At 60.9% G+C, this 24,586-nt stretch carries 27 protein-coding genes, 1 tRNA gene and 2 pseudogenes; 15 read left to right on the top strand and 15 right to left on the bottom strand.

Annotated features, from left to right (window positions below; all coding sequences use genetic code 11):
• Window positions 1-49: 49 nt before the first annotated feature.
• The 9 genes and pseudogenes from CO671_RS17110 to CO671_RS17070 form a co-directional block, all read right to left on the bottom strand.
• Window positions 50-1,087: a proline racemase family protein gene (locus CO671_RS17110; RefSeq protein WP_097606908.1), complete on the bottom strand. Its 1,038-nt coding sequence runs from the start codon at window positions 1,085-1,087 to the stop codon at window positions 50-52.
• A gap of 35 nt (window positions 1,088-1,122) precedes the next feature.
• A complete protein-coding gene (locus tag CO671_RS17105; RefSeq protein ID WP_097606907.1) occupies window positions 1,123-2,373 on the bottom strand; it encodes an FAD-dependent oxidoreductase in 1,251 nt (416 codons plus the stop codon).
• Window positions 2,374-2,457: 84 nt separating this feature from the next.
• The gene (locus CO671_RS17100; protein ID WP_097606906.1) at window positions 2,458-3,735 is read right to left on the bottom strand and encodes an alpha/beta hydrolase; all 1,278 of its coding nucleotides are present in this window, start codon (window positions 3,733-3,735) and stop codon (window positions 2,458-2,460) included.
• Between the two features lie 571 nt (window positions 3,736-4,306).
• A pseudogene (locus CO671_RS17095) lies at window positions 4,307-5,189 on the bottom strand (aldo/keto reductase).
• 289 nt (window positions 5,190-5,478) lie between these two features.
• Window positions 5,479-6,147 (bottom strand): methyltransferase domain-containing protein, encoded by a 669-nt coding sequence (locus CO671_RS17090; protein WP_097606905.1) that lies wholly within the window; start codon window positions 6,145-6,147, stop codon window positions 5,479-5,481.
• Between the two features lie 264 nt (window positions 6,148-6,411).
• Window positions 6,412-6,711, bottom strand: coding sequence for a hypothetical protein (locus CO671_RS17085; RefSeq protein ID WP_097606904.1), 300 nt, complete (start codon window positions 6,709-6,711; stop codon window positions 6,412-6,414).
• A gap of 155 nt (window positions 6,712-6,866) precedes the next feature.
• Complete coding sequence (locus tag CO671_RS17080; protein WP_097606903.1) at window positions 6,867-7,250, bottom strand: cell surface protein; 384 nt, start codon at window positions 7,248-7,250, stop codon at window positions 6,867-6,869.
• 190 nt (window positions 7,251-7,440) lie between these two features.
• A complete protein-coding gene (locus tag CO671_RS17075) occupies window positions 7,441-7,761 on the bottom strand; it encodes a hypothetical protein (RefSeq protein WP_097606902.1) in 321 nt (106 codons plus the stop codon).
• A gap of 222 nt (window positions 7,762-7,983) precedes the next feature.
• Window positions 7,984-8,571 carry a hypothetical protein gene (locus CO671_RS17070; RefSeq protein WP_097606901.1) on the bottom strand — a complete coding sequence of 196 codons (588 nt, stop codon included), beginning with the start codon at window positions 8,569-8,571 and terminating at the stop codon, window positions 7,984-7,986.
• A gap of 263 nt (window positions 8,572-8,834) precedes the next feature.
• Between CO671_RS17070 and CO671_RS17065 the strand changes: the two genes are divergently transcribed.
• A complete protein-coding gene (locus tag CO671_RS17065) occupies window positions 8,835-9,260 on the top strand; it encodes a hypothetical protein (RefSeq protein ID WP_097606900.1) in 426 nt (141 codons plus the stop codon).
• A 57-nt stretch (window positions 9,261-9,317) separates the two neighbouring features.
• Here CO671_RS17065 and CO671_RS17060 read toward each other — a convergent pair whose 3' ends face one another.
• Complete coding sequence (locus CO671_RS17060; protein ID WP_245424989.1) at window positions 9,318-10,121, bottom strand: DNA methyltransferase; 804 nt, start codon at window positions 10,119-10,121, stop codon at window positions 9,318-9,320.
• 453 nt (window positions 10,122-10,574) lie between these two features.
• Here CO671_RS17060 and CO671_RS17050 point away from each other — a divergent pair, with 453 nt between their 5' ends.
• From CO671_RS17050 to CO671_RS34220, 6 genes and pseudogenes are all read left to right on the top strand, one after another.
• Window positions 10,575-11,090, top strand: a complete 516-nt coding sequence (locus CO671_RS17050; RefSeq protein WP_097606897.1) for a hypothetical protein — start codon at window positions 10,575-10,577, stop codon at window positions 11,088-11,090.
• A gap of 88 nt (window positions 11,091-11,178) precedes the next feature.
• On the top strand, window positions 11,179-11,499 hold the full coding sequence (locus CO671_RS17045) for a hypothetical protein (protein ID WP_141514468.1): 321 nt from the start codon (window positions 11,179-11,181) through the stop codon (window positions 11,497-11,499).
• Window positions 11,496-11,897, top strand: a complete 402-nt coding sequence (locus CO671_RS17040) for a hypothetical protein (protein WP_097606896.1) — start codon at window positions 11,496-11,498, stop codon at window positions 11,895-11,897. The genes CO671_RS17045 and CO671_RS17040 overlap by 4 nt, the downstream gene beginning before the upstream one ends.
• A gap of 198 nt (window positions 11,898-12,095) precedes the next feature.
• Window positions 12,096-12,308 carry a hypothetical protein gene (locus CO671_RS17035; RefSeq protein ID WP_010034582.1) on the top strand — a complete coding sequence of 71 codons (213 nt, stop codon included), beginning with the start codon at window positions 12,096-12,098 and terminating at the stop codon, window positions 12,306-12,308.
• Window positions 12,308-12,559: a hypothetical protein gene (locus tag CO671_RS17030; RefSeq protein ID WP_097606895.1), complete on the top strand. Its 252-nt coding sequence runs from the start codon at window positions 12,308-12,310 to the stop codon at window positions 12,557-12,559. The genes CO671_RS17035 and CO671_RS17030 overlap by 1 nt, the downstream gene beginning before the upstream one ends.
• A 15-nt stretch (window positions 12,560-12,574) precedes the next feature.
• Window positions 12,575-12,704: pseudogene (locus tag CO671_RS34220) on the top strand (IS6 family transposase); the annotation flags it as partial.
• Between the two features lie 128 nt (window positions 12,705-12,832).
• Here the strand turns inward: CO671_RS34220 and CO671_RS34215 are convergent.
• From CO671_RS34215 to CO671_RS17010, 4 genes are all read right to left on the bottom strand, one after another.
• Window positions 12,833-13,345, bottom strand: coding sequence for a DUF6438 domain-containing protein (locus tag CO671_RS34215; protein WP_097606894.1), 513 nt, complete (start codon window positions 13,343-13,345; stop codon window positions 12,833-12,835).
• Window positions 13,346-13,485: 140 nt separating this feature from the next.
• Window positions 13,486-13,562: transfer RNA gene (locus CO671_RS17020), tRNA-Arg, on the bottom strand.
• Window positions 13,563-13,685: 123 nt separating this feature from the next.
• Window positions 13,686-15,206, bottom strand: a complete 1,521-nt coding sequence (locus tag CO671_RS17015) for a HAMP domain-containing sensor histidine kinase (protein WP_097606893.1) — start codon at window positions 15,204-15,206, stop codon at window positions 13,686-13,688.
• 419 nt (window positions 15,207-15,625) lie between these two features.
• Window positions 15,626-17,626, bottom strand: coding sequence for a methyl-accepting chemotaxis protein (locus tag CO671_RS17010; RefSeq protein ID WP_097606892.1), 2,001 nt, complete (start codon window positions 17,624-17,626; stop codon window positions 15,626-15,628).
• A gap of 420 nt (window positions 17,627-18,046) precedes the next feature.
• Here CO671_RS17010 and rpmH point away from each other — a divergent pair, with 420 nt between their 5' ends.
• The 8 genes from rpmH to CO671_RS16970 all read left to right on the top strand — a co-directional run bounded on the left by rpmH (window position 18,047) and on the right by CO671_RS16970 (window position 23,825).
• The gene (gene rpmH / locus CO671_RS17005) at window positions 18,047-18,181 is read left to right on the top strand and encodes a 50S ribosomal protein L34 (protein ID WP_008524438.1); all 135 of its coding nucleotides are present in this window, start codon (window positions 18,047-18,049) and stop codon (window positions 18,179-18,181) included.
• Window positions 18,182-18,202: 21 nt separating this feature from the next.
• Window positions 18,203-18,604 carry a ribonuclease P protein component gene (gene rnpA / locus CO671_RS17000; RefSeq protein WP_097606891.1) on the top strand — a complete coding sequence of 134 codons (402 nt, stop codon included), beginning with the start codon at window positions 18,203-18,205 and terminating at the stop codon, window positions 18,602-18,604.
• A complete protein-coding gene (gene yidC / locus CO671_RS16995; RefSeq protein WP_097606890.1) occupies window positions 18,604-20,397 on the top strand; it encodes a membrane protein insertase YidC in 1,794 nt (597 codons plus the stop codon). Before rnpA ends, yidC begins: the two co-directional genes overlap by 1 nt.
• 183 nt (window positions 20,398-20,580) lie before the next feature.
• Window positions 20,581-21,234, top strand: coding sequence for a ribosome biogenesis GTP-binding protein YihA/YsxC (gene yihA / locus CO671_RS16990; protein WP_097606889.1), 654 nt, complete (start codon window positions 20,581-20,583; stop codon window positions 21,232-21,234).
• 241 nt (window positions 21,235-21,475) lie between these two features.
• Window positions 21,476-21,685 (top strand): cold-shock protein, encoded by a 210-nt coding sequence (locus CO671_RS16985; RefSeq protein WP_010026241.1) that lies wholly within the window; start codon window positions 21,476-21,478, stop codon window positions 21,683-21,685.
• Between the two features lie 129 nt (window positions 21,686-21,814).
• Window positions 21,815-22,039 (top strand): hypothetical protein, encoded by a 225-nt coding sequence (locus tag CO671_RS16980; protein WP_097606888.1) that lies wholly within the window; start codon window positions 21,815-21,817, stop codon window positions 22,037-22,039.
• Between the two features lie 211 nt (window positions 22,040-22,250).
• On the top strand, window positions 22,251-22,526 hold the full coding sequence (locus tag CO671_RS16975) for a hypothetical protein (RefSeq protein WP_097606887.1): 276 nt from the start codon (window positions 22,251-22,253) through the stop codon (window positions 22,524-22,526).
• A 222-nt stretch (window positions 22,527-22,748) separates the two neighbouring features.
• On the top strand, window positions 22,749-23,825 hold the full coding sequence (locus tag CO671_RS16970; RefSeq protein WP_097606886.1) for a sensor histidine kinase: 1,077 nt from the start codon (window positions 22,749-22,751) through the stop codon (window positions 23,823-23,825).
• Window positions 23,826-23,934: 109 nt separating this feature from the next.
• On the opposite strand, the gene CO671_RS16965 is transcribed toward CO671_RS16970, so the two are convergent.
• Complete coding sequence (locus tag CO671_RS16965; protein WP_097606885.1) at window positions 23,935-24,489, bottom strand: fasciclin domain-containing protein; 555 nt, start codon at window positions 24,487-24,489, stop codon at window positions 23,935-23,937.
• Between the last annotated feature and the right edge of the window lie 97 nt (window positions 24,490-24,586).

The raw sequence follows: 24,586 nt of genomic DNA, 5'->3' as shown, positions 1-24,586 counted from the left end.
GGGCCTTTGGCGAGCGAGCTGCAGGCGAGGTCATTACGCCTCTGCCCACTCAAATCTCCCCCGCCGACGGCCCCCAGACATCCGTCAGCGCGAAGCCTGCGGGATGCGGGTCGAAGGGGTCGAGGGCCACCTGGGTGAGGCCGAAGGTGAAGCCGCGGCCGGTGATGGTGGGGATGACCGCGGGGCGGCCGGCGACCTCGGTCAGCGCCTGCAGCCCGACTTCGAATTCAGAGCCGATGATCGATTTCGAGGTGAAGACGTCGCCGGCCTTCGCCTTGCCGCGGGCATGCAACGCGGCGAGGTTGGCGGAATTGCCGGTGCCGCAGGGCGAGCGGTCCGCCCGGCCCGGCCACATGGTGGTGCAGGTGCGCACCGTGCCGTCGGCCTCGGTATCGCGAAACATCACATAGGCGACGCCTGAAATTGCCGGGATTTCGGGATGGACGACCTTGATGTCGCGGTTGATCAGCTCCTTGAGGATCATGCCGGCCTGGACGAGGCCGGCGGCATTGGCCTTCTCGATCTTGAGATTGATCTGGCCGACATCGACCAGCGCATAGAAGATGCCGCCATAGCAGAGATCGGCTTTGATCTTGCCCCAATGCGGCGTGTCGATCTCGACGTCGAGTTCATGCACGAAGGACGGCACCATGGTGAGCTTGACCTTCTCGCAGCGCCCGTTGCGGCAGGTCGCCGTCGCCTTGACGAGGCCGGCGGCGGTTTCCAGCGTCACGATCGTCTCCGGCTCCTGCATCTCGACGATGCCGGCTTCGAGCAGCGCCGTCGTCACGCAGATCGAGTTCGAGCCGGAACTCGCATGCGCCTGGTCGGGCTGCAGGATGATGAAGGCGGCGTCCGCTTCCGGATGACGCGCCGGCAGCAGCAGATTGACCGAGCCGATCGGGGCGCCGCGCGGCTCCAGGCAGAGGAAGCGGCGCAGCTCGTCGCCCTTCGGATCGGTGTTCAGCCAATGCAGCTGGGCGGCGATGGTCTCGCCCGGGATCTTCGGCACGCCGCCGATCGCGACGCGGCCGATTTCGCCTTCGGCGTGGACATCCAGCAGCTGGATCGTGCGCTTCCATCTCATATCGAAAACTCCGGTTCCGAGGTAGCGGTTCTCATTCAGTATCGGTCGATGCGGAACGGGGTCAGGTCGACCGGCGGCTCAATGCCGGTCACCATATCGCCGATCAGCCGCGCTGTCGTCGCGGCATAGGTCAGGCCGAGATGGCCGTGGCCGGTCGCATAGAAAACACCCGGCATCTTCGACGACGGCGAAATGATCGGGATCGTATCGGGCAGCGCCGGGCGATGGCCCATCCAGTCCGTCGCCTCCTCGAGTTTCAGCCCGGGCAGTGCGCGCTGGGCGTGGCGCACCAGCACGCGGGGGCGGCGGAAATCGGGTGCGGCATCGAGACCGGCGAGTTCGACATTGCCGCCGACGCGGATGCCGCCGGCCGTCGGCGTCACCATGAAGGCGCGCGCTGGCCAGATCACCGAATAGCGCATGGAGATGCCCGGCTTCATGATTTGCGTGTGATAGCCGCGCTCGGTTTCGAGCGGGATCGGCTCGCCGAGCTTTTCGGCCAGAAAACGGGTGTGGACGCCGGCGGCGAGCACGACGGAATCGGCCTCGAGACGGCGGCCATCGTCCAGGAGGACGACGACGGCGCCATCGCCCTTGCGCTCGATGTTCCTGACGGCGCCGGAGACAAAGGCCGCGCCCGCGGCTTTGGCCGCCTCGGCCAGTTTGACCACCAGTCCATAGGGATCGCGGATCGACTTGTTGTCGGGCAGCAGCACCGCCTTGGCGATGACAGGCGAAAGAGCCGGCTCATAATATTGGATGGCGCCGTTGCTCAACACCTCGAATTCGAAGCCGTAACGCTGCATCATGGCAAGATGGCCGCGGTCGGCGGCAAATTCCGCTTCGGTCTCGTAGATCGCCAGACACCCCTCCTCCGTCATCAGTTCGGAGGCGCCGATCGCCTGCAGCATCTCCCTGAAATCGCCGAGCGCGCGCTGCGACAGGCTCATGCCGGCATCTTCGATTTCTCTGAGGCGCGACGGGCGGCCGGCAGCGAGGAAGCGCAGAAACCAGGGCAGGATTCTCGCTGCATAGGAAGGCCGCAGCCAGACCGGGCCTTCGGGATCGAGTAGCCAGCCCGGCATTTTCCTCCAGGTCGAAGGACCGGAGCCGGCAGCAAAATCGAGCGCGATGCTTGCCATATTGCCGAAAGAGGTGCCGCGTCCCGGCTCACCCTTGTCGACCATCGTCACCGCAAAGCCGCGCCGCTGCAATGCGAAGGCGATCGAGGTGCCGATCACGCCGGCGCCGACAACAACAACCCTCTTCTTCGTCTCATCCGCCATGCCATCACCCGCCCGCACGGCAGACAAGAGCGCCGTCACGAATCTGATATATCACATCGACGGCGATGCCTAGAGGGGGAATTTTTACTGGCTTGCGGGCAGGCCGGCACCGACGCTGTCGCCGACCGAGCCGACGGTATTGTCCATCGACTGGCCGAGACGTTTCAGCTGGGCATCGTAATTTCGGCGGGTGCGCGGATCGAAGATGGCGATCGGCGTGCTGACGGCGACGCTGACGGCACTTCCGGCGGTCTGGGCAGCGCCCATCGCCACCGCGCCGACCGCTTCGCCAAGACCGACATTGGAATCGGTGATCGTCTGGCCGGCAATCAGCCGGTCGCCGATCAGCTTCACCACTTCGGGGCTTTCGGCGAATTTGCCATGGTTCAGCCGGTCGCCGCCCTTGAGCTTGGTGAGATCGAGAACGGTGATGCCGGCCGCTTCAAGCTTGCTGCGATAGGGCTCGGCCGACGGGTCGATCTGGCCGAGCCGATCGATATTGCCGGAGATGCGCCGCGACAGCGCCAAAGCACGATCGTCCTGCGAGACGAAAATGGTGAAATGCGGCCTGTCCTTGCCCAGGCTGACAAACTGGCGGCCGAAGACGTCGACATCGAGATCGGGCGAAGCGAGGATGACATTGTTGATCTTGGAGGCCACATGACCGTTGCGGATCGCCATCTGCCTGAGCGCTTCGACGGTGAGCCAGGTGCCCATCGAATGCGCCATGATGGTGACATCGCTGACGGCGGGGTTGGCGGCGGTGCGGGTCAGCAGCTCCTCCAGCGCGTCGCGGGAATAGTTGGTGCTTTCCTTGTCGTAATTGTAATCGAAGATGCTGGCGCGTGAGGGCCAGGTGAAGACGACGGGGGCGACGTCGGCATGGGAATCATGGACGATCTGGGCGAAGCGGTAGACGGCGTCCTCGTAGCGATTGTTGAAGCCGTGCACGAAGATCAGCACACGGCGGCTCTTCGGCATATGGGTTTTCAACCAGGTCTCGCCCGCCCGCTCGCCCTCGAGCGGATCGACGGAAACGGTGACGAAATCGCGTAAGGGATCGGCCGGCAGCCGCCTTGGCCATTGCACCTGGCCGATCTTGCGATTGGCATCCGGCGGGATGGAGACATCGACGGCGTTGACGGCAAGCCCCGTGCCGCGCTCGCCGGAGAAAAGCACCGCAGGATTGTTGTCGGGGGCGCGTGTCGTCGCCACGAGCAGATCGACCTTCGAGGTGCCGGGCGGCACGGTGCCGGCCGCCTGCATGACGCCGAGCGGCCTGCCGCCACAGCCGGTGAGCACAAGCGCTGCAGCCAGAAGACCTGTCAGGGCCGCATACGAGGCGCGCCATTTGCCGATCATGATCAAACTCCAACCGGTTCGCGCACCGACAGGCGGCGCCCATTCAAATAGTCCGACGACGCCTGCCGAGTCAAACCGGATGCGCTGGAAAGCTTGAGCGGAAAAAGAAAAGAGCCTGGCGCGGGAGGAGGTGCGCCAGGCTCTTGATCCTGACTGACAACTGGGAGGAGGAGTGTTGTCAGTCCGATGTAAGAGCGCTGGGAGGAGGAGTGCGCTGCTTACGGAGATATTGATAGCCCATTCATTTGATCGGGAATAGCGAAAATACCGCAATGCAGCAATGCATTCAGCGCAATGCTTGCCCTTAAAATAACAGATCGCCGCCTCATTTTGCGGCATGTTTGACCGGATGGTCAAATTCTGCTGAAAAATGTGGCCTCGTTGATCGCCGACGGGCGCCCCTCATCCGGCTGCCGCCACCTTCTCCCCGCTCGCGGGGAGAAGGGGATATGCCGCGACCTCTCCGTTCCCCACCAACCTCTCGCAGGGCACGTCCCTCTCCCCGTAAAACGGGGAGAGGGTTAGGGTGAGGGGCAAGCCAAGCGCACTCTCATCGGCTGCCGTCGTCCCCTCAAGCCGCCTTGAACAGCTTCCGGCCTTCGGCATCCAGCGCCGAAAACTCCTCGTCGGTGAGCGCGATGTCGACTGGCCGCGACGTTTTCTTCCAGATGCTTGACCTTGGACGTGCCGGGGATTGGCAGCATCACCGGGCTGCGCTTCAGCACCCAGGCGAGCGCGATCTGGCTCGGCGCGGCATTGTGCTTCCTGGCGATCGTATCGAGCAGCGAGCCGGGCTTGGCAAGATCGCCAGCGGCCAGCGGATACCAGGGGATGAAGCCGATATTGTGCTTGGCGCAATAATCGAGCACGTCCTCGCTGGTGCGATCGACGAGATTGTAGCGGTTCTGGACGGTGGCGACCTTGAAGTGTTTCGAGGCGGCCTCGATTTCGGCGACGGAGACTTCGCTCAAGCCCGCATGGCGGATCAGGCCGGCATCGAGCAGCGATCTGATCGCATCGAACTGTTCCCTGGCCGGGATTTTCGGATCGATGCGGTGAAGCTGCCAGAGATCGATCTGCTCGAGCCCGAGATTGCGCAGGCTCTTATGCACCTGCTGGATCAGATATTCGGGACGGCCGACCGGCAGCCAGATGTCGGGGCCATGGCGGGTCAGGCCGCCCTTGGTGGCGACGACAGACTTGCCGCCATAGGGATGCAGCGCCTCCTTGATCAGCCATTCGGAGACGTCGGGGCCGTAGGAATCGGCTGTATCGATGAAATTGACGCCAAGCTCCGGCAGGCGCTTCAGCGTGCGGATGGATTCAGCGTGATCTTCGGGCTCGCCCCAGATGCCCTTGCCGGTGACGCGCATGGCGCCGAAACCGAGACGATTGACCTCGATCTCGCCGCCGATCCTGAAGGTGCCTGACTTGGCTGCGTTGTAACTGGCCATGATCTTTCCTCTCTTGGTCAATGAAATGGTTTGATGTCTGCGGGACGGCGGAACCCTGCCGCCCCCCCCGGTAGCAGCGGCTGGAAGCGGCTTTCGAAGCGCGACTGTCGCCCTGCCCTGGCGCTGGCAAGCTGGTCGTGAGCCGCCCGTCGCCGCGGCATCGGCAATGCGGGCGCTGCGACGCTTGAGATATAGGATGGTGCCACTGACATAACAGGGATGGCGCCGGAAACATGGCGTCAAAGCGACGCCGGAGCGGATGCCAGGCTCCTATGTTAACGCCTGCTGTTCAGGCGCCGGTTTCGCCGGAAAAGGCGGCAACGTCGATTTCGGCGTCGCTGTCGCGGTATCGCAGGCGCTCACGGGAAAGCTCGAGCGGCTTGCGGCGGGAGATCCGGTAGACGGAGGCCGGCGGCAGGTTGCGCACCGTGCCGCCGATGCGCACGGCCTTCAGGCCGAGACGGTCGAGGATCGGCCGCGGCACCGGACAGCGCGGGCCATAGGTGAACTGATAGACCGCCCCGCCCGGCCGCATATAAGTGAAGACGCCGGCAAGGATCGAGGCGATCTTGCGCGGCGACATGGACAGAAGCGGCAGGCCGCTGATGACGGCGCCGACCGGTTCGTCCTCGAAAATATCGGCCTGGGCTAGGTGGGCGGCATCCATCTGCAATACGCGCGCCGCCGGGAAACGCGCCTGCAGCGCATCGATAAATTCAGGCCCATATTCGATCAGGGTGAGATCCGCCTCGCTGACGCCGCGGGCGAGCAGCGCCCGGGTGAACACGCCGGTGCCCGGGCCGAGCTCGATGATCGGCCCATCCAGTGCGGCAATTTCGCTGGTCATGATCCTGGCCAGGGAATCCCCCGACGGCGCGATGGCCGCCACCCGAAGCGGGTTGCTGATCCAGGAGCGGAAAAAATGCAGGAAATCGGAGCATGCAGCCTTTGCGGTCATGTCTGTTCCACCTGTCTGAAATTCAATTGAGTATCAATGCGACCATCGCGGCCAGCATGGCAATTCCAAGGCAGAGACGTCAATCGCCTGTGTGAGCCGGCGTTTGCGACGATTTTTTTAATCGGCGCCCGGCCTGTTTGCGCATCCATGGCTTTTTGCCATCATTGACATGGCGGGCGCTCGCGCGAAAGGCTGGCGCCGTTCGGCCACCGTCCGCATGGAAAGGGGCGGCCCGGAAGCCGCCCCTCAGCCCAATCGCGAGGCTCAATAGTTGCAGCTGGAGCTGCTTGTCGGGTTGAAGCCGAGCTTGCAATCCATGTTCAGCGGCTTCTTCGGGTTCATCATATAGGGTGAAGCCATGGTACCAGGGCCGCGCTCGCCGATCGAACCGGTGGTGCGCCTGTCGTGCTGCACCGGGGTTTCTTCCTGGACAACCGGTTGCTTGACCGCGCCCTGCTCCGTCGCACTCGACTGGAGGGGAGCCGCTTCGGCCGAGAACGAGGAAAGGCCGAGCATTGCGCCGAGGGCCGCGGCCGCCAGGCCGCTCTTGAACGTCGAGATCATGATCGTCTCCTTGGGAGGATGTGAGGGAATTTACGCCGAGGAGTTAGGAAGCGGATCTGTCACATACTACCGCACCGCAACAGAGGTCACGAACATGTGAGCGGCGCCCCGAGCGAGAAAAAGGCGGCTCGTCGCCGCCTCTTTCCTTTGCCGGCTCAATAGCCGTTATCGCAGGGCATGCTGCCGGGCCCGATCGATCCCGAAAACGTAGGGTTGCACATTGTCGGAGCCGCCGGCCTGTTGACGGGCTGGCGGATGATCGCGCCGGTCGTGCCGGCTTCGACGCCGAAGGCGGCCAGCGGATACCAATAGCCATCGGAATGGCGGCGGGTGCCGGGACGTTCCGTGGCAAAGCCCCGATAGCCGTGCCAGGTGCCGGTATGTGCCTTATATTGCACTGCTTTCGCGTCTGACGGGGCCGGCGAGACGATGGCCGGCCGAAGCATGGGAACGGGTGCGGCCTCAGCCGGAACGATCGCCGCCAGGGCGACAAGGATACCAAGGGTAGTGGTCAAAGGGACAAGACTGAATATTTTCATGATAAACCCTCCTTCGTGGATTTACCCTGCGAAAATGCCTTTGCGTCCGGCGGGGTTCCGCGATCACGCGCGGCTTCCAAAACTCGTGATTGCAGGCGATCCGGCGTGACCTTATCGCGATAAATTGTGAAAAGCCGCAATCAGGCGAAGGGCGCCGACAGCCCGGCCAGGAAATATGAATTCTCTGTTCTCAATTCGCGTATAATGTGCGGTAGCCTTGGCCGGAGAGGCAGGCGACATATTGCCGATGAGCGGCGGCGCGCGCCGTCGTTTCCGCTTCGAGCGCATCAGCCTGCGCATATCCGGTCAGCTGGGCGCGCAGCTCATACTGGCGCTTCGCCTCGTCATACATCGCATTGCCGTCGGTCATGCAGAGGCCGTGTGCAACGGCCGGCGGATTGACCGGCACGCCGACGGCCAGCAGCACCGGGTCGTTGGCATGATCGACGCAGCCGGCAAGAACCGCCATCATCGCCGCCGCGCCCAGAGCCCGAAAAATTCCCATCGCCATGCATTCCTCCGGCCGAAAGCGCGTCAAACATCGTCACGCTCGCGGATACACCAGCAAGGTTGCGCGAAACTAGGCATGCCGGCAGCAGGCAACTGCTCTACTAGCTTCTGGCTTGATCTTGCGGGCTGATGAGGAATTCCCCACCAGAATCTATATAGCACTGCGGAATCCCGAAATTGGTTGCGGCTTTGAAATCATTGCCTCTTCCCTCGCCCCGAGCGCTCACGAGGCGCGGCGAATTTCGGGATCCCGAAGCGGGGGAATTTCGGGATCCCGAAGTGGCGGTTTTTTCTTCCTGCCGACCCGCCCGCGTTTGTCGGCGGCAAGCTTGCGGTCGACCTCCGACCACTTCCGGCACCGCTCCGGCGTGCAACGCTTCCACTCGTCGGTTGGCGGCGCACCTTCATGGTCGCCAACGAAGGTAAGCGTAAACCGATTGGGATGGGCGACGCCGTTTCCCGCCCGGCCGCGGCGAACTTTTATCAGCCCCTTATAGGCCAGCTCATCCAGCGCGTCGGCCACATATTCGCCGGTGACGCCGTAAGAGACGAACTGCGGATGGGTCACGACGAGCCTGCCATTTGCCAGGGCGGCGTGCGCGGTGTGCTCGATGATGATGCGGAAGAAGGCGCGGCTGGCATTCGCGCTCAGTGACGTGAACGCCGGCGATTCCAGCAGCTGGATCGTCAACCATTGCCAGCGAAGGCTGCCGTCATCGCCGCCGCTCGGCGGCGCAGTATGTTTGCGCACAAGCGACCGCGTCTTGCCGGCACTGGTGCGGCTCCTGTCACGAGGGCTGAATTCCGCCATCAGGTCCTCGCCTCGGCTGCCAGCCCGTCCTTGCGGGAGTGGCCAGAAGAACTCGTTTTTTCACGCCTGCGGAGGGAAGGACCGGCGCAAGCGGCGACATCGCTACTCGTTACAATATTCTTCAACATTCAACATTCCATGGTTGCAACGGCGCGCAATCTAGCGTAAGAACGTTTCATGAACTAGGAAAATAATCTTAGTCGTTTTTGATGTCACCTGATCCCGTCAGGGCGATAGGTCATTGCACACGGTTGGAGGCCAGGATGCGAAAGTTCGGCATGAGGGAGAAGGGCGCGATGGTCTATGGTCAGCGGCTGCTGGCATTGGTTTCGATCTTGCTGGGCAGCACCGTCCAGGCTTTTGCCTGCGATCAGCCGATCGTGATTTCCAATTGGTCGCTCTGTGCGACCGGCAATGTCAGCGCTGAAGGCGGCGCCGCTGATTGGAAAGTCGTTCCTGCATGGACTCGCCAGAAAGCCATAAGCGCGTATTTCGGAAACGAGCCGCGGCTCTTGGCAAACCACGGCCTTTGCAACGAAAAATTCCAGCGCGTGGTCACCTGCCTGCCGGGATGGGAAATGGGCGACCCGGATGAGTGCTCTTATCTGATCTGCAGCGGCTATTACTCATCCGCCTACGGGAAGAAAGAAAGGGAAGCCTTTGAGAGAGACTTCCCGACCGCTCAATAGTTTTCGCTTCGCTGCCTTGGGGCAGAGGATGGAGCGACCGTCGCGGCAAACTTGATTTCATCCGCCTGTATTCCTGAACACGAGGCACTGGGTGAATCGGTTGCCGCTTTCCACTGCTTCAGACCAATTCACCATAATTTCCCCTTCGAGCGTCATAACCTCTGACAAAGCTCTTCCCAGATCCCAGACAAGCGGAGAGAATTGTTCGTTGGTCAGATTGTCGGCCTGAACGACAAGATGGGCGTTCGTCTTCATGCGTTGGCAGATCCGGCCGAATATTTCCTGCATTCTTTTCAAATAGATATCGTAGCCGTCATAATCGGGATCGCCGTTATAAAGCGGGTTCCATTTATGCCAATGGGGCATGTATGGCGGCGATGTGATGCAAAAATCCATCTCGGGAAAATCGAAGGCTGCCAGCTCGGCGCTATCACCGCAGATGAGATGATGCTTTGCCGTGATGCGTTCCCTGACCCATTCATATCGCTGCCGGTCGGCTTCTATCCCGTAAGGCAGCCTGCCGCTCTGCTCGCAGACAAAGAACGTCGTTCCCAAGCCCACAAAGGGATCGAAGACGGCGTCTCCTGGCTTTGTAAACCGATCAAGCAATGCCGACACCAAAGCGCCGGGGAACCTGATTTCATCGCCGTTCTGAAAGTCCGGCAAGGGAAAGTGATGTCGATTGGAGACCGTCAACACGCTGCGGAGACGTTGTGGGCCGGCGTTGAGAACTTCAAAACCCTGGTTTCCACCGCTATGCCACTGACGCTGACTGATCTGTTTTGCAGTAACATGCGGTCCAAGTTCCATTCTCACGCCCCCCAGAGCTTCTGATGCCTTTGCGACCACTGATAACGGCATCTGGTCCAACCAACTGCTTCCTCGCAGACCTGAGAGTCGTTTACGGAGGTATCCCTCCAGGCTGGATGCCGTTCACGGCCGCGATGTGCTACGCGCTTAGCGTGGTGCGAATGGAGTTCGAACCGCCGGCTTTGCAGCGGCGTCTGGACGCAATGGTACAGGCGTCGCAGCGCGCGATCCGCTGATCCAGATGTTGCGCGGATAAGGCCAAATCCTGGTGGAGACGCCCCCTTCCTGAATAGCCGCCGTCAGAGTCTTATCCACAATGCGACGTAGCTCAGGAAACCCTGGAAATAGCTGCCCTTGGGCGCCATTCGAATTCGAAGCTCGACCGTGCGGCTCGCGACTCCACCCCCTGTCGCGTTTCTTGTGAACGGCACAAAAGAGCCTCGTCACTTTGTAATAGACGTGTATAACACGGCCACACAACCATCAGTTCAACGGAATTCACCAATGCTCAATCGCAAACATTATCGCGGAACTCTGACTGCAGGCGTGGCAGTCGCACTGTTGCAAGTCGGCGGTGCCATGGCAACCCCATCCAATCGCATCTTTTATGACGCCGCGCTTTGCAATCCACCCTATTCCTTGACGGCGGCGTCCACGGTCTACGACGCCGCTGAAGAGCTCGCAAAGCCGGAGACGTCGTCACTTGGTGCCGCAATTTACAAGGTCCCGCAACAGATCGGCCAAGACGGGTTTCAAAGCAACGAAGTGTTTTTCGCCAACTCCGCCGTCGGCATATTGATCGAGGGTCTCCACGCCGATGAGCTGGCAGCGAAATACGACCTGAAGCCAGAGACATCGGACCTACTGGGCACTTCCAGCAAGGGATATTCCCGACAGCTCTCGGAAGAACGACAGCCTGCTCCGGGTCTAGCCGGTCCGGGAAAGGTTTCGATCGTGGCACGTGAAGGTGATGGCCTGCCGGGGAAGACCTTGCTGGCCTGTGAATTTGTTGCGGATTGAACTGCTGTTCTACCGAGCCCGCGTGGCCCTGTGGCGCACCAGGGTCCTGTTGAGGCGGGGCGATACAGCTTGGCCGATGGGGGTGGAAGTGTCGCATCACATCGATGCATCTGAGCCTGACGTTGAGGGGTTTTACGATTACCATTACGAGTACGACGTGTTTGAATTCACAGACGGGGTGGTGACTTTTCTGGCGCGTGCATACAGCGACGAACCTGAACGAGCGGCAATGATGACGCGGACAGAAGGGGAAGGGTATCATCTTCTGACAAAGCGGGATCTGCGCCACCCGCTGTTTCTCAAGGCCGCAGCCTATCTCCGCACTGCCGGCAAATCTCACCTCGATTGGCTGGACAGACGCAGCGGTGCCTATGTCCCGTTGCCGCCGGATAGAGGAGAGAGACAATGATTCTATTCGGTGCGGCTCTAGAAAAGAAAGCCAGCGACGAGCAGCTACGCGACGCCCTCGCGATCGTTTTTTCCGTTGTGCATGATGCTGTGAAGATCATCCATAGCATAACGGAAATCAAAGACGACCTGATTACATGTTGCGTCTACGAACAATCGGAAGGCGCTTTCTCACAATACTTCGAGGTTTACCACGTCGATCCACCATCCAATCTGGGCATTTCGAAAATCGCCATCTCGTTGGCGATGGTGCTCGCAACGCCGTTGCTGATCGCGAACGATGAAACGGCCAACCCCTATTCTTTCATCCTCGTCTCCCCAACCGGCTCTATGTCGGTCGTTAACGTTGACCCAGATGAACTGGATGAGAATGAGCGTTACATAATCGTTGGCGGATGAATGTTTCCAAGAGCGCGCGTACGGGCGGAGGCGCGGGCGTCGGACCTCCTAAAGTGCCGGCTGCCCCCGAACCGCATACCGTAGTCGAATGGGCAGGGTCACAGGGCCATCACACACGGGGTTTCCGAGATGGGGTTGGATTGCGGCTGGGGCAACTCTAGTTATAGCTACGCACGACCATGCATCTGGGAAAGGTCAATGTTATTGCAGGTTGTTATCGCCGCGGTCTTCCTTCTCACTTTGCTCGGGCTGCTCTTGTTTATTTGGCCGCGTCGGGAACGTCTCCGCAGGATTTTGGCTGGCGGCGCAGCTTCGTATATCGGCGGCGAGTATATCGGTGGCGACGGCTATTCCCCACATGATAGCGGAGGTGATGGCGGTGGCGCCGACGGGGGAAGTGGCGGCTACTGATGACACAGCTCTATTATGTCGGAACCTGCCCGCGATGCGACCATCAGGGTCGCCTCTATCTTCAAAAGGACCTGACCGATCGGACGCTCTACGCTCATTGCGAGGAATGCGAGAGTGGCTTCCGGAAACCCGAAGACCTTAAGTCTCCTCACGGCTGGTTTCTGACGCTGCTGGAGGACTATGAAACCGAAAACCCGTCCATGGAGGAAATCTCCCGTTCGGCCTGGGCCGGCCTCGTCGTCCGAGCCTAGGGATTGACGGTGGTCCTGTCCGTCTTTGCGGCTGTCCGAAATCTCTTCGTGCCGCCTCACTCGAAACACTCAGCCATCGCCGTCCATCTGCATCGCCTTGGGAGCGATCGCACATTGGAAGGCCGTTGCAGGCGTGGCCGTCTGATCCCGGCATCTGCCCAAAAATGTGCCTGGCGAGTTTAACCTGACATCACCCATGGTAGCCATTTGTTATCGGTTCACCCGCAATGTCGGAAAGATTCACCACTTTCGTTGATCTTTCCTCGAAAGATCTTAGTTCCGGCCATGAAACTCCCCATCTTCAAGACGAATTCGTTCAATCAGATCAGCGACAGGCAGGAGATTGGGCGCGTCCGCTAGGGCCCGCCCCATGGTTTCGTTCTCGGGATCGCGGCAGCCAAAATTAAAACTGAGGTGATCGACACGCCCTCCACCTTCCCAGGTCACTGACACTGACGGATGGTCCGTAGCCATCTGCTTGCACTGCGGATGACCGAGGACGATCTCCTGGGTGCCCACGGGGCGATAGGGCGCCAAGGCCGATTGAAAGGCCGCCCACGCCTCAGGGGTGACCACAAAGCCGTGCTTCCCAAGGGCAGTAGTGAACTTACGCCCTTCAAACAGGCCGGTCCCATCAACGCTGACGCTGAAGCGGTAAACGGGACATATCCCAAGGCACAGCCCGCGCTCTATGGTGATGCTCTGGACCGGCGCCTGAGCATGCGCCGATGTCGTGGCAACAAATATCATCGCTGTCAGGAAGCAGAGGATTGCCGCTGTTTTCATCAGAGTTACTGCCCGCGGGTTGCCGACTTGGATAGGTCCAAACGGTCTCGAGCGCCAAGGGTAATTTACTTTGGCAAAAAAGGTAAGCTTCTGACCAAAAAGGTAAGTTATCGTGGCCAATGACAATGATGAAAAGGAAATGGCGCACCCGAAGAGATTCGAACTCCTGACCCCCAGATTCGTAGTCTGGTGCTCTATCCAGCTGAGCTACGGGTGCGTGGCAGAAGCGGCGGTGCCGCTTGCGTGGGCGATCCTCTAAAGGGTCCTTTCGGACAATGCAAGAGCATTTCTGAAAAAATCGCGCGTTTGCCTGTTTGCGGCCGCGGCGGGTGAAATTCCCTCACTTCTCGCTGTGCGTCCGGTTGCGGTAGTCGTCCAGCGAAACCGGGCGATCGGGGATTTCGATGCGGAACTGGGTGCCGACCGTTGGTTTTTCCACAAGCGCGATGGTGCCGCCATGGGCGAGCACCAGCTCGCGGGCAATGGTGAGGCCGAGACCGGTGCCGCCGGAACGGGCCGAGCCACGGAAGGCGGCAAACAGGTTCTGGCGCGCCTTCAGCGGCATGCCGGGGCCTGTATCATCCACCGTGATGCTGACGACGCTGCCGACGCGCTGGGCGGAAACGGTGATGCGCCTGACAGCGCCCGGGCCGCCCTCGCCCGGCGCGGTCAGCGCCTGCAGGGCGTTGCGCGAGAGGTTGTGAATGACCCGGAAGAGCTGTTCGCCATCGGCATCGACCTCGAGATCGGCAGCGAACTGTTCGATGAATTCGATGCCGCTTTGCGGATCGATCGCCAGCATGTCCCTGACATCCTGGGTCAGCTCCAGCAGCCGGACATGGCGGCGGCGCGGGGCGGATTCGCTCGCCTTGCCGTAGGACAGCACCTCGGTGGTATAACCGACCGCCCGGTCGATGGTGCGCAACAGCTTCGGCGCGAAGCTCTTGACCATCGGATCATCGACATCGACCAGCCGGTCCGACATCAGCTGCGCGGAGGCCAGGATATTGCGCATGTCGTGATTGATCTTGGAAACGGCCAGACCGAGGGCCGCCAGGTTCTTCTGCTGCTTCAGCGTCTTCTGCAGCTCCATCTGCATCGAGGTGAGATTGCGGCCGGCGACCGCCAGCTCGTCGCGGCCGCCGTCGCCGATATAGACATGGGCCGGGTTTTCGGGATCTGAGGAGAATTGCTGCATGCTGCCGGTCAGCCGGCGGATCGGGCCGATAAGGAGGCGGTTGATCGCAAAAAAGATCAGCGTCGCCGTGAACAGCGAGATCAGCACCGACAGCAGCAGCACGTTGCGGGAATAGGCAAACATCGCCGTGCGCAGCTGCCGGTCCTTCATCACCACCTCGACGCCGACCTTGGTTTCGCCGACGGGGCCATAGACACGGATCATCCGGCTGCCGCCGAAAATCAAGGTGTCGAGCGCGTCGCGGATCGCCGTCAGCGGCGGCACGTCGGTCAGATCATAGGATTCGTCGACCGAGGTCGGCATGTCGGTTGTCGCCAGGAGCCGCGAGGTGCCTTCCTTGCGCAGCACGATCGCCTTGGTGCCGGTCGCCTCCAGCGTCTCCTTCTGCAGCGCACGCGGCAGCTCGATCGGCTGCAGCCCATCGATGACGATGGCGGCGGCGGCGGCCGTGTTCAGCCTGTCCTGCAGCCAGCGCATGCGCATGCTGGCGACCGAGGGAAAGAAGATCAGGATTTCGGCGAGCATGATAAAGAAGACGGTGAGCCAGAGCAGCTTCCCGGACAATCCGCCGAACATGCCGGCAGACGGGCACCGCCCCTTGGCGGCCTCGCCGGCCGCCGGGATGTCTACCGAAGGATCGTTGCCCTGGTTTCGAACCGGCATGTGAGTCTCGCCCGATTAGCGGCATGCAGCCGCCCTCATCCGCTAGAGCATGATGTCGTCCGAAAACCGCTTACACTTTTCGGCATCATGCTCCGGAGCCTTATATTAGACCAACAGGCTCCGCTTTCAAATCTTTGCGATCAGCGTCACGTCGTCACAAAGAAAACGCCCGGCCGGGAGAAGGAAGGCCCCTCCCCAACTCCTCCCCACAAGGGGGAGGGACTAATTTGCGGCGCCCGCGCAGCAAATATCAGCCTTTCCGCGGATGAGACGATGAAGTGGGAAGCGCCGGTGCGACAGGTTAAGCCCCTCCCCCTTGTGGGGAGGGGTTTGGGGCGGGGTCTTTGCCCAGCACGGACCGGGCAGAAAAACTAACGCCGCCCGGAGGCGGCGTTAAAATGGAGAGTGATTAGTAAGGATCAGAACTCTTCCCAGCTCTGTTCAGCCACGGCCGCATTGCCACCGCCGAAGGCGCGGGCGACCTTGGCGATCGCCCGGCGGGCGGGGGAGGCGACCGGCTGCCGGTGCGGCTCGTTGCGGACGAGCGCCACGGGTGCTGCCCCATCCGACAGCTTGAAGCGGGCGATGAGGTGCACCAGCCCGTTGGCTTCGGCCGAAAGCCTGTGGGTGGCGGCGGACGTTTCCTCCACCATCGCGGCATTCTGCTGCGTCACCTGATCCATCTGGTTGACGGCGGTGTTGACCTCCTTGAGGCCGGTCGACTGCTCGACTGCGGCGGTGGCGATCGAATGGATATGATCGTTGATGGCGATGACGCGGGTGCCGATTTCCGAAAGCGCCTCGCCGGTCGCCTGGACGAGCTTGACGCCGACCTGCACCTCGTCGCCCGACTTGGTGATCAGCGCCTTGATATCCTTGGCGGCCGTTGCCGAGCGCTGGGCAAGTTCGCGCACTTCCTGGGCGACCACGGCAAAACCCTTGCCGGCCTCACCGGCGCGCGCCGCTTCGACACCGGCATTCAGCGCCAGAAGATTGGTCTGGAAGGCGATCTCGTCGATGACGTTGATGATCTGGCTGATCTCGCGCGAGGCCTGTTCGATGCGGCCCATGGCCTCGACGGCATTGCGCACGACGACGCCGGAGCGGCCGGCATTTTCCTTGGCTTCGGACACCATGACGGTCGCTTCATGCGCCCGCTCGGTGGAATTCTGCACGACGGCGGTGATCTGATCGAGCGCGGCGGAAGTCTGCTCGAGGGCGGCCGCCTGCTGTTCGGTGCGCTTCGACAGGTCGTCGCTGGCATTGCGCAGCTCGGCCGTGTTGCCGTTCATCGCTTCCGTCGTCTCGCGCACTTCGCGCATCGTCGCCTGCAGGGTGACGAAGCTGTTGTTGACATTCTGCTGCAGCTCGGCGAAGGCGCCCTGGAAGCTGCCGTTCATCGTCTGGGTGAGATCGCCTTCGGCAAGGCTTGCGATAACACGACGGGTCTCGCCGATGCCGGCATCGACGCTCGACAGCAGCGTGTTGATGTTGCCGGCGAACTGGTTGAGGTTCTCGTCCTGATAATCCTTGTCGATGCGGTGGCTGAAATTGCCTGCCGCAGCCGCGGCAACGACGACCGACATGCTCGACTGCAGGTCGTCGCTCTTGGCGCGCATCGCCGCTTCCTGGGCGTTCAGGCGCTTGACGGCCAGGCCGTTCTCCTTGAAGACCGCGACCGCGGCGGCCATCTCGCCGATTTCGTCCTTGCGGCCGGCAAAGGGAACCTCGGCGTCGAAATTGCCGTCGGCGACCTCCTTGATCGCATGGGTGACGCGCTTGATCGGGCGGCTGAGATGGCTGGTGCCGATATAAAAGCCCATGCCGACGCCGACCGCGATGCCGATGCCGGTGATGCCGAGGACGAGCATCAACACCCAGGAGCGGAAGCTCTCGATCTCATCACTGACGGTCTGAAGCTCTGCCTTGTCGATGGCGACGACCACGTCGATCTCGGCCTGGAATGCCTTGCGGTTGGCGCGATTGGCCTCGTTGTTGCCCTGGGCGCTGGCGGCCTCGGGGCCGACCTCGGTGCCGAGGCGGGCCGTTTCCGTGCGAAAGGTGCGGAATTCGGCGGCACGCGCGACCAGCTTGGCGAAATTCTCCTTTTCGGCCTCGGGCACGAGCGGCGCCCAGCCTGCGATAACTTTGTCGATTTCGTCGAGGCCGGCCATCAGGCCCTTGGCGAAATTCGGCGTATCCTTGATCGACTTCGCCGCGTAAATACCGCGCGATTCCATGACGACGGCCGTGACGAAACGGTTGAGGCGTTCGCCGGCATAGGCGCGGGCGGCGGCGTGCTCGTACGCCGTGAGATTGCGGCTGTATTCATGCATGGCGGACAGTGCCGTTGCGCCGATCAGAAGCGCCACCGCGCCCATCACGCACACCAGCAGATTAATTTTCCCGCGGATCTTCAATGCGATGCCTCCTAGCTATACCACAGCCTGGAAAGCAACTCCCCCAGCCGATGCGCTGAATATCGGCGAAATTGATTAAAGTTAGATTTCCAGTATTTACGATTATGTGCAGGACATATTGCAGATCCAATCATCCCATGCGGCTTCAAACTATTGAAAACTCAGGCGATCGAGCCGATCCGGGAGCGAAGTACAACTTCTCGGAGCGCAGCGAATTTATTAACACCACAATGCGAAAACCGCAGTCGGCGCCGGCCGCGCAAGTGAAATTCTCGGGTATAATTGACTTTGCCGGGCTTCATCCGTATAAGCCGCCGCACGTCCGGTCATTCAAGCCTTTCATGGCCCGCCCGTTCGAAAAACAACGCTCCTTGCATCATGCAAATTCAAGAAGGGCCGCACTCCGCGGTGTTTAAATAAATGAAGCGTACCTACCAACCATCCAAGCTTGTTCGCAAGCGTCGCCACGGCTTCCGTGCGCGCATGTCCACGAAGGGTGGCCGCAAGGTCATCGCTGCCCGCCGCGCGCAGGGCCGCAAGCGTCTTTCGGCTTAAGGCCGGGTTGCCCGAGAAGAGATGGCGGGCGAATTGACGACCAAAGAACAGAAATACACTGTCGGGCGGTTGAAAAACCGCCCGCAGTTTCTTGCCGTCCGCGAAGGCGAAAAACGCCGCGGCGGCCTCTTCCTCCTCGAAGTTCTCGACCGGAGGGAACCCGACAGCCAAGCCCGCGTCGGTTTTACAGTCACCAAAAAACATGGCAACGCGGTCGAACGGAACCGCATGCGCCGCCGCCTGAAAGAGGCGGTGCGGCTTCATGCGGGGTTTGCAATGCAGCCCGGACACGACTATGTGGTTGTCGCGCGCAGGGACGTGCTTAAGGCGTCCTTCCAGGAATTGGCCGCGGAGCTGAAGCTTCGCGTGGAAACCAGGCCGAAACACCGGCGCTCCGGAGACGGACGCCCCAGGAACGTATGATGGAAAACAACCGCAATTACTTCATTGCGATCGCTCTCTCGGTGCTGATCGTCCTCGGCTGGCAGTTTCTTTATATGAATCCGCGCATCGAGGCCCAGCGGAAGGCACAGGAAGCCCAGAAGGCACAGCAGCAGACCGAGCAGGTCCAGCAGCCCGCGGCAGGCGGCCAGGCCCCGGCCCAGACGAGCGGTTCGGCACCTTCCGGCCAGGCGGCCGCGACGGCGACGCTCGAGCAGGCGCTCGCTAAAACGCCGCGCGTTGCCATCGATACTCCTGCGCTTTCCGGCTCGATCAACCTTGCCGGCGCCCGCCTCGACGACCTGAAGCTCAAGGGCTATCACGAGACCGTCGACGACTCGAGCCCGATCATCACCCTGTTCAGCCCGGCCGAAACCAAGGACGGCTACTTCACCGAACTCGGCTATATCGGCAGCGACGCGACGGGCGCAGTTCCGGGTCCGACGACGCTCTGGACGGTACCTGAGGGCGCCAAGCTCACCGAAAAGACGCCGGTGACGCTCTCCTACACCAATGACAAGGGCCTGACCTTTACCCGCACCATCTCCGTCGACGACCGCTATATGTTCAGCGTCACCGACAAGATCGAGAATGCCGGCCAGGCGCCCGCCTCGCTTTCCTCCTACGGCCGGGTCACGCGCTACAACAAGCCGACGACCCCGTCGGTCTACGTTCTCCATGAAGGCTTCATCGGCGTCATCGGCGAGGACGGCCTCATCGAAACCAAATACAGCGCCGTCGAGGAGGAAGCCGTGCAGCCGGCCAAGTCCACCGGTGGCTGGCTCGGCATCACCGACAAATACTGGGCGGCGACGATCGTCCCGCCGCAGACCTCGGCCTATGAAGCGCGCTTCTCGCATTTCGCCGACGGCCAGCCGCGCTATCAGGCCGACTACAAGGACGATGCCTTCACCGTCGCGCCGGGCCAGTCGGTCGAGCTCAAGAACCTCGTCTTCGCCGGCGCCAAGGAAGTGCCCGTCATCGACGGCTACGAAGCGTCCTATTCGATCCCGAAGTTCGACCGCCTGATCGACTGGGGCTGGTTCTATTTCATCACCAAGCCGATGTTCAAGCTGATGGACTTCTTCTTCCGCTTCTTCGGCAATTTCGGCGTGGCGATCCTGTGCACGACCATCGTCGTCAAGCTGGTGTTCTTCCCGCTCGCCAGCAAGCAATATGCGTCGATGGCGAACATGAAGCGCGTGCAGCCGAAGATGGAAGAGCTGAAGACGAAATTCGGCGACGACCGCATGGGGCTGCAGCAGGCGATGATGCAGCTCTACAAGGAAGAGAAGATCAACCCGATCGCCGGCTGCTGGCCGGTGGCGCTGCAGATCCCGATCTTCTTCTCGCTCTATAAGGTGATCTACATCACCATCGAGATGCGGCACGCACCGTTCTTCGGCTGGATCCAGGACCTTTCGGCGCCGGATCCGACGACGATCGTCAATCTGTTCGGCCTGCTGCCCTTCGAAGCGCCGGCACTGCTGCATCTCGGCGTCTGGCCGCTGATCATGGGCGTCACCATGTTCGTGCAGATGCGCATGAACCCGACGCCGCCCGATCCGACGCAGGCGATGATCTTCAACTGGATGCCGCTGGTATTCACCTTCATGCTGGCAAGCTTCCCGGCCGGCCTCGTCATCTACTGGGCCTGGAACAACACGCTCTCGGTGCTGCAGCAGTCGGTGATCATGAGGCGCCATGGCGTCAGGATCGAACTCTTCGACAATCTCAAGGGCCTGTTCCGACGAAAAACGGCGCCATCGAAATGATGCTCTCAAGCCCCGCTCCGGCGGGGCTTTTCATTTCAAGAACAGGACGAAACCCGCCTACACTTTTCGGCATCATGCTCTAGTCGGCCCGCGAAGCGCGATGCGGGCCGCCTGAAAGCTTGACATCCGCCCGTAAAACCACGAAGCCGACAGAAGACCGAACCCTAGGATTGCCGAGCCCGCATGCCCGAAACCGAAAAGCCGCTCTTCGGCCACCCCTGGATCTTCATCCGCGGTGTCCCGTCGCTCACCTTCCTGCCGCCGGAGGGACCGTCGGAAGTGGCCTTTGCCGGCCGCTCGAATGTCGGCAAATCGTCGCTGATCAATGCGCTGGTCGGCCAGAAGGGCTTGGCGCGCACCTCAAACACGCCGGGGCGCACGCAGGAGCTCAACTATTTCGTCCCGGACGGCTATTCCGGCGAAGGCGGCGACCTGCCGCCGATGGCGATCGTCGACATGCCGGGTTATGGCTACGCGCAGGCGCCGAAGGAGCAGGTCGACAAGTGGACCAAACTTGTCTTCGATTACCTGCGCGGCCGCGCGACGCTGAAGCGCGTCTACGTGCTGATCGACAGCCGCCACGGCATCAAGAAGAATGACGAGGACGTGCTCACCCTGCTCGACAAGGCCGCCGTCTCCTATCAGCTGGTGCTGACCAAGACCGACAAGATCAAGGCACCGGCCGTGCCGAAGCTGCTCTCCGAAACGGCCGACAAGATCCGCAAGCGGCCGGCCGCCTATCCCGCCGTGCTCTCCACCTCGTCCGAAAAGGGCGACGGGCTCGATGATCTGCGCCAGGCGATCGCGCAAACGGTCGGCATCGCGAACTGGAAATAATGACCCGACCTTTATTGCACTCACCGAAACAGCTAAAAGTTTATTTCACGGTCAAGCGGAAAACTAAAAGTTGACGAGCCGGATTAGGTGACCTATATAGTGCTTATCGAATTTTGCTTGCTGGCTTGGTTATCGCGCGATTAGCACCGCGGCCTGAACGAACTTCCTTTCAAAAATCGCTATCACCATCCGCATCGCCTTTGCGCTGCGGTTCTTCAATATTGCTATGAAAGGGTTCATCATGACCACTGGCACAGTTAAATGGTTCAACTCCACCAAGGGCTTCGGCTTTATTCAGCCGGACAATGGCGGCACTGACGCCTTCGTTCATATCTCCGCCGTCGAGCGCGCCGGAATGCGCGAACTCGTCGAAGGCCAGAAGATCGGCTTCGATCTCGAGCGAGACCACAAGTCGGGCAAGATGTCCGCTTGCAATCTCCAGAAGGCTTAAATCGGTATCTGCTTCCCTTTGACCGCGGATGTACCGGCATTGCCGGAAGCACCGATTTATTCAAGGCCGGGCAATCTGCCTGGCCTTTTTGTTTTCGCTCCCAGCCGAGCCTTCAATATCGGAGAAGAAATGACAGAAACATACAGCAAATCCCGCCAGCGGGCAGAGATCGCCTTCGGCAACATCCAGTCCCAGTTTTTCGCGAAGAATAAAGCGATGGAAGAGCTGGAATCCCGCGTCCAGTCGCAACAGGCAAAGACCTTGCGGTTGCGGGAAGCACGGCTTGCGAAGCAACGCGACGACCGCGCCTCGGCGACGTCTGCTCTTCTTGCGAAACGCGCCAAAGCCTGCTGATCACCGGCAAGCGGTCGCGACCGAGCCCGATGCAGGTGGCCCGGAGACGTGGTATGCCGTTGCTGCGTCGAATATCCTCTCGTGCACGAACCGCGCCGCATCGCCCTCTCCCGACGCCACTTTCAAAAGGCAGCATTCGCGGGTTCAATGAGGCGTCGACAGGCACGGGCAGAGCCGTGCTGACAGTTCACTCATACCAAAGGACGCCGCAATGGCAGAGGATGCGAACGAACTTCAGTCGATCAATACAGCATGGCAGATCGCTATCCAGGAGATTTTGCGCATGGTTATCCGAGATATGTATCATGGCGGCGGCGAGGCGTCCTTCAAGTCCCATATCAAGCGCATAGAAGAGGCCGCCGTGGACAGTATTTATACGGATTTGCGGCTGCGCGGGACGGATGAGTGGACCGAACTTCTGGTCAAAGAAAGGGCCAGCAATTTCGTCACCACGCTGCTAACCTCATTCACCTATGACCGGGCATAAGCTCGCGACTGACGCTGACGCATGACCTTGCGGCCAGCAGGGGCCTGCCGCCAGTCACGTCGACCGTCGCGTTCACGGCAGCTTCGAGATCCCCGCCAGCTGCGCATTTGGACACGGGCTGTTTAGACATGCGACATCGATTGTGCTTGCGCCATCGCAGTTTTTGCAGCAACGCTTGATCTCATGCTGTTGAAGAGCAGCGGCGTCCGCGAGAAATCATTCATGACTGACAGCAAAGACGAAGCCCTTTCGCCAGAAGGCGTCGGCAACCTGCCCCATCTTGCCGAAGCCCTCGACGACGACCGGTTTCGACACTTTCTCGATCATGTTCCGTTTGCAGTGGCGGTGTCCGAGCTCGGCACCTGTGAGAAGCTAATCTACGTCAACCTCGAATTCGAACGGCTGACCGCGCTCACCGCCACACAGGTGGAGGGAAAGCGCTGGTTGGACATTGAGGTGAATTGTACTGCAGTCTCCGGCGATGCAACGCTTACAGCCGCTGTAACCACGGCGGAGGAATATATTGGCGCCTTCTCGCTCGTGGCAGAACCCGAAAGCAATGTGATTATCGACGTGTGGTCGAACACGATCGTCAACGATGATGACATCCCGCTTTTTCGTCTGGTCGCCTTTGCTGCCCGCAATGAGGTGACGGATGGCCAGAGCTTCAGCGAGCTGCTGGCCGAGAAGGATATCCTTCTTCGAGAACTTCAGCATCGCGTGAAGAACAATCTGCAGATGATAACGGCGCTGATCCGAATGGAAGCGCGTAATGCTCAAAAGAACGAGGAAAGCGAGCGGTTTGCACGTCTTGCGGGGCGGATTGAAGCCTTGGCTCTCCTCTATCGCGCACTGTCGGACGAAGAGAAGGGCGCGATGATCGATCTCGGCAGCTATGTGAGCCAGATCGCCGCGTCGGTCATGGCCGCCCACGCTGTGGAAGGCATCCGGCTCGACATGAAGGTGGACACCTGGCCGGTTTCTGTGAACGTGGCGATGCCTGCCGGACTCGTCATCAACGAGCTCCTGACCAATACGTTCAAGCATGCCTTCGTAGGGCGGGATAGCGGAGAGATCACTCTGCGCTGTGTCGTCAGCGACACCGGATGCAGGATCACCGTCGCCGATAATGGGGTCGGTCTTCCTCAGGATGCAGCCTGGCCGAACCCCGGAAAACTGAGCGCAATGATCATCCAATCCCTGAAACAAAACGCCCGCGCCGAGATCGAGGTAAGCTCTTCCCCCGGCACTGGCATGAGTGTCTCGCTCGTTTTCCCAAGAGTCGAAGCGGCCCAATAGCCGTGTGAGTGGCGCCGGCGCCACATTCACGGAAACGCTAGACGCAGGGCACCATTCGCAGTTGGTTTGGGGCGCGCCCGAAGAGCGCGCCCTCTGCCGATACACACACTCACATCTTCGGCAGCAGCACCTTGTCGACGACGTGGATGACGCCGTTCGACTGTTTGACGTCGGCGATCGTCACATGCGCGACATCACCGTTTTCGTCGGTCAGGGTGATCTTGCCCATATCTTCCCGGGCTTTGATCACGCAGCCGCCGACGGTCTTGATGTCGTGTTCGCCGCCATCCGCCTTGATCATCTTGGCGACGGTCTTGGCCATCGCATCGGCGGCCACGACGTGGCAGGTCAGGACCTTGGTCAGCGTCGCCTTGTTCTCCGGCTTCAACAGCGTCTCCACCGTGCCTTTCGGCAGGGCGGCGAAAGCTTCATTGGTCGGCGCAAAGACGGTGAAGGGGCCTTTGCCCTCGAGTGTGCCGACGAGGCCGGCGGCCTTGACGGCAGCAACCAGCGTCGTGTGATCCTTGGAATTCATGGCGTTTTCGATGATGTTCTTGCTGTCGAACATCGCCGCGCCGCCAACGATCGGGTTCTTGGCGGCGGCAAAGGCGGCAGCGGAAAGGACGGTGGCGAGCGCGAAACCGCGCACTAGGGACTTGATCATGATTTTCTCCTCACCGGACACCATCCGCGGGGCTTTATGCCTGCGCGTCGTCCGGACATGTCGAACTACGGAGGTCCGCGCCGAAGAGTTTCAGACA

It is taken from the genome of Rhizobium sp. M10, from assembly GCF_002531955.1.
Lineage (GTDB): Bacteria > Pseudomonadota > Alphaproteobacteria > Rhizobiales > Rhizobiaceae > Rhizobium > Rhizobium etli_C.
Note: the sequence above shows the minus strand (reverse complement) of the source record. Positions and strands in the feature narration are given on the sequence as shown.

Excerpts from the sequence above, each read along its gene's own strand:
- CO671_RS17110 (WP_097606908.1), bottom strand. The coding sequence starts at position 1,087 with ATGAGATGGAAGCGCACGATCCAGCTGCTGGATGTCCACGCCGAAGGC.
- CO671_RS17105 (WP_097606907.1), bottom strand. The coding sequence starts at position 2,373 with ATGGCGGATGAGACGAAGAAGAGGGTTGTTGTTGTCGGCGCCGGCGTG.
- CO671_RS17100 (WP_097606906.1), bottom strand. The coding sequence starts at position 3,735 with ATGATCGGCAAATGGCGCGCCTCGTATGCGGCCCTGACAGGTCTTCTG.
- CO671_RS17090 (WP_097606905.1), bottom strand. The coding sequence starts at position 6,147 with ATGACCGCAAAGGCTGCATGCTCCGATTTCCTGCATTTTTTCCGCTCC.
- CO671_RS17085 (WP_097606904.1), bottom strand. The coding sequence starts at position 6,711 with ATGATCTCGACGTTCAAGAGCGGCCTGGCGGCCGCGGCCCTCGGCGCA.
- CO671_RS17080 (WP_097606903.1), bottom strand. The coding sequence starts at position 7,250 with ATGAAAATATTCAGTCTTGTCCCTTTGACCACTACCCTTGGTATCCTT.
- CO671_RS17075 (WP_097606902.1), bottom strand. The coding sequence starts at position 7,761 with ATGGCGATGGGAATTTTTCGGGCTCTGGGCGCGGCGGCGATGATGGCG.
- CO671_RS17070 (WP_097606901.1), bottom strand. The coding sequence starts at position 8,571 with ATGGCGGAATTCAGCCCTCGTGACAGGAGCCGCACCAGTGCCGGCAAG.
- CO671_RS17065 (WP_097606900.1), top strand. The coding sequence starts at position 8,835 with ATGCGAAAGTTCGGCATGAGGGAGAAGGGCGCGATGGTCTATGGTCAG.
- CO671_RS17060 (WP_245424989.1), bottom strand. The coding sequence starts at position 10,121 with ATGCCGTTATCAGTGGTCGCAAAGGCATCAGAAGCTCTGGGGGGCGTG.
- CO671_RS17050 (WP_097606897.1), top strand. The coding sequence starts at position 10,575 with ATGCTCAATCGCAAACATTATCGCGGAACTCTGACTGCAGGCGTGGCA.
- CO671_RS17040 (WP_097606896.1), top strand. The coding sequence starts at position 11,496 with ATGATTCTATTCGGTGCGGCTCTAGAAAAGAAAGCCAGCGACGAGCAG.
- CO671_RS17035 (WP_010034582.1), top strand. The coding sequence starts at position 12,096 with ATGTTATTGCAGGTTGTTATCGCCGCGGTCTTCCTTCTCACTTTGCTC.
- CO671_RS17030 (WP_097606895.1), top strand. The coding sequence starts at position 12,308 with ATGACACAGCTCTATTATGTCGGAACCTGCCCGCGATGCGACCATCAG.
- CO671_RS34215 (WP_097606894.1), bottom strand. The coding sequence starts at position 13,345 with ATGAAAACAGCGGCAATCCTCTGCTTCCTGACAGCGATGATATTTGTT.
- CO671_RS17015 (WP_097606893.1), bottom strand. The coding sequence starts at position 15,206 with ATGCCGGTTCGAAACCAGGGCAACGATCCTTCGGTAGACATCCCGGCG.
- rpmH (WP_008524438.1), top strand. The coding sequence starts at position 18,047 with ATGAAGCGTACCTACCAACCATCCAAGCTTGTTCGCAAGCGTCGCCAC.
- rnpA (WP_097606891.1), top strand. The coding sequence starts at position 18,203 with ATGGCGGGCGAATTGACGACCAAAGAACAGAAATACACTGTCGGGCGG.
- yidC (WP_097606890.1), top strand. The coding sequence starts at position 18,604 with ATGGAAAACAACCGCAATTACTTCATTGCGATCGCTCTCTCGGTGCTG.
- yihA (WP_097606889.1), top strand. The coding sequence starts at position 20,581 with ATGCCCGAAACCGAAAAGCCGCTCTTCGGCCACCCCTGGATCTTCATC.
- CO671_RS16985 (WP_010026241.1), top strand. The coding sequence starts at position 21,476 with ATGACCACTGGCACAGTTAAATGGTTCAACTCCACCAAGGGCTTCGGC.
- CO671_RS16980 (WP_097606888.1), top strand. The coding sequence starts at position 21,815 with ATGACAGAAACATACAGCAAATCCCGCCAGCGGGCAGAGATCGCCTTC.
- CO671_RS16975 (WP_097606887.1), top strand. The coding sequence starts at position 22,251 with ATGGCAGAGGATGCGAACGAACTTCAGTCGATCAATACAGCATGGCAG.
- CO671_RS16970 (WP_097606886.1), top strand. The coding sequence starts at position 22,749 with ATGACTGACAGCAAAGACGAAGCCCTTTCGCCAGAAGGCGTCGGCAAC.
- CO671_RS16965 (WP_097606885.1), bottom strand. The coding sequence starts at position 24,489 with ATGATCAAGTCCCTAGTGCGCGGTTTCGCGCTCGCCACCGTCCTTTCC.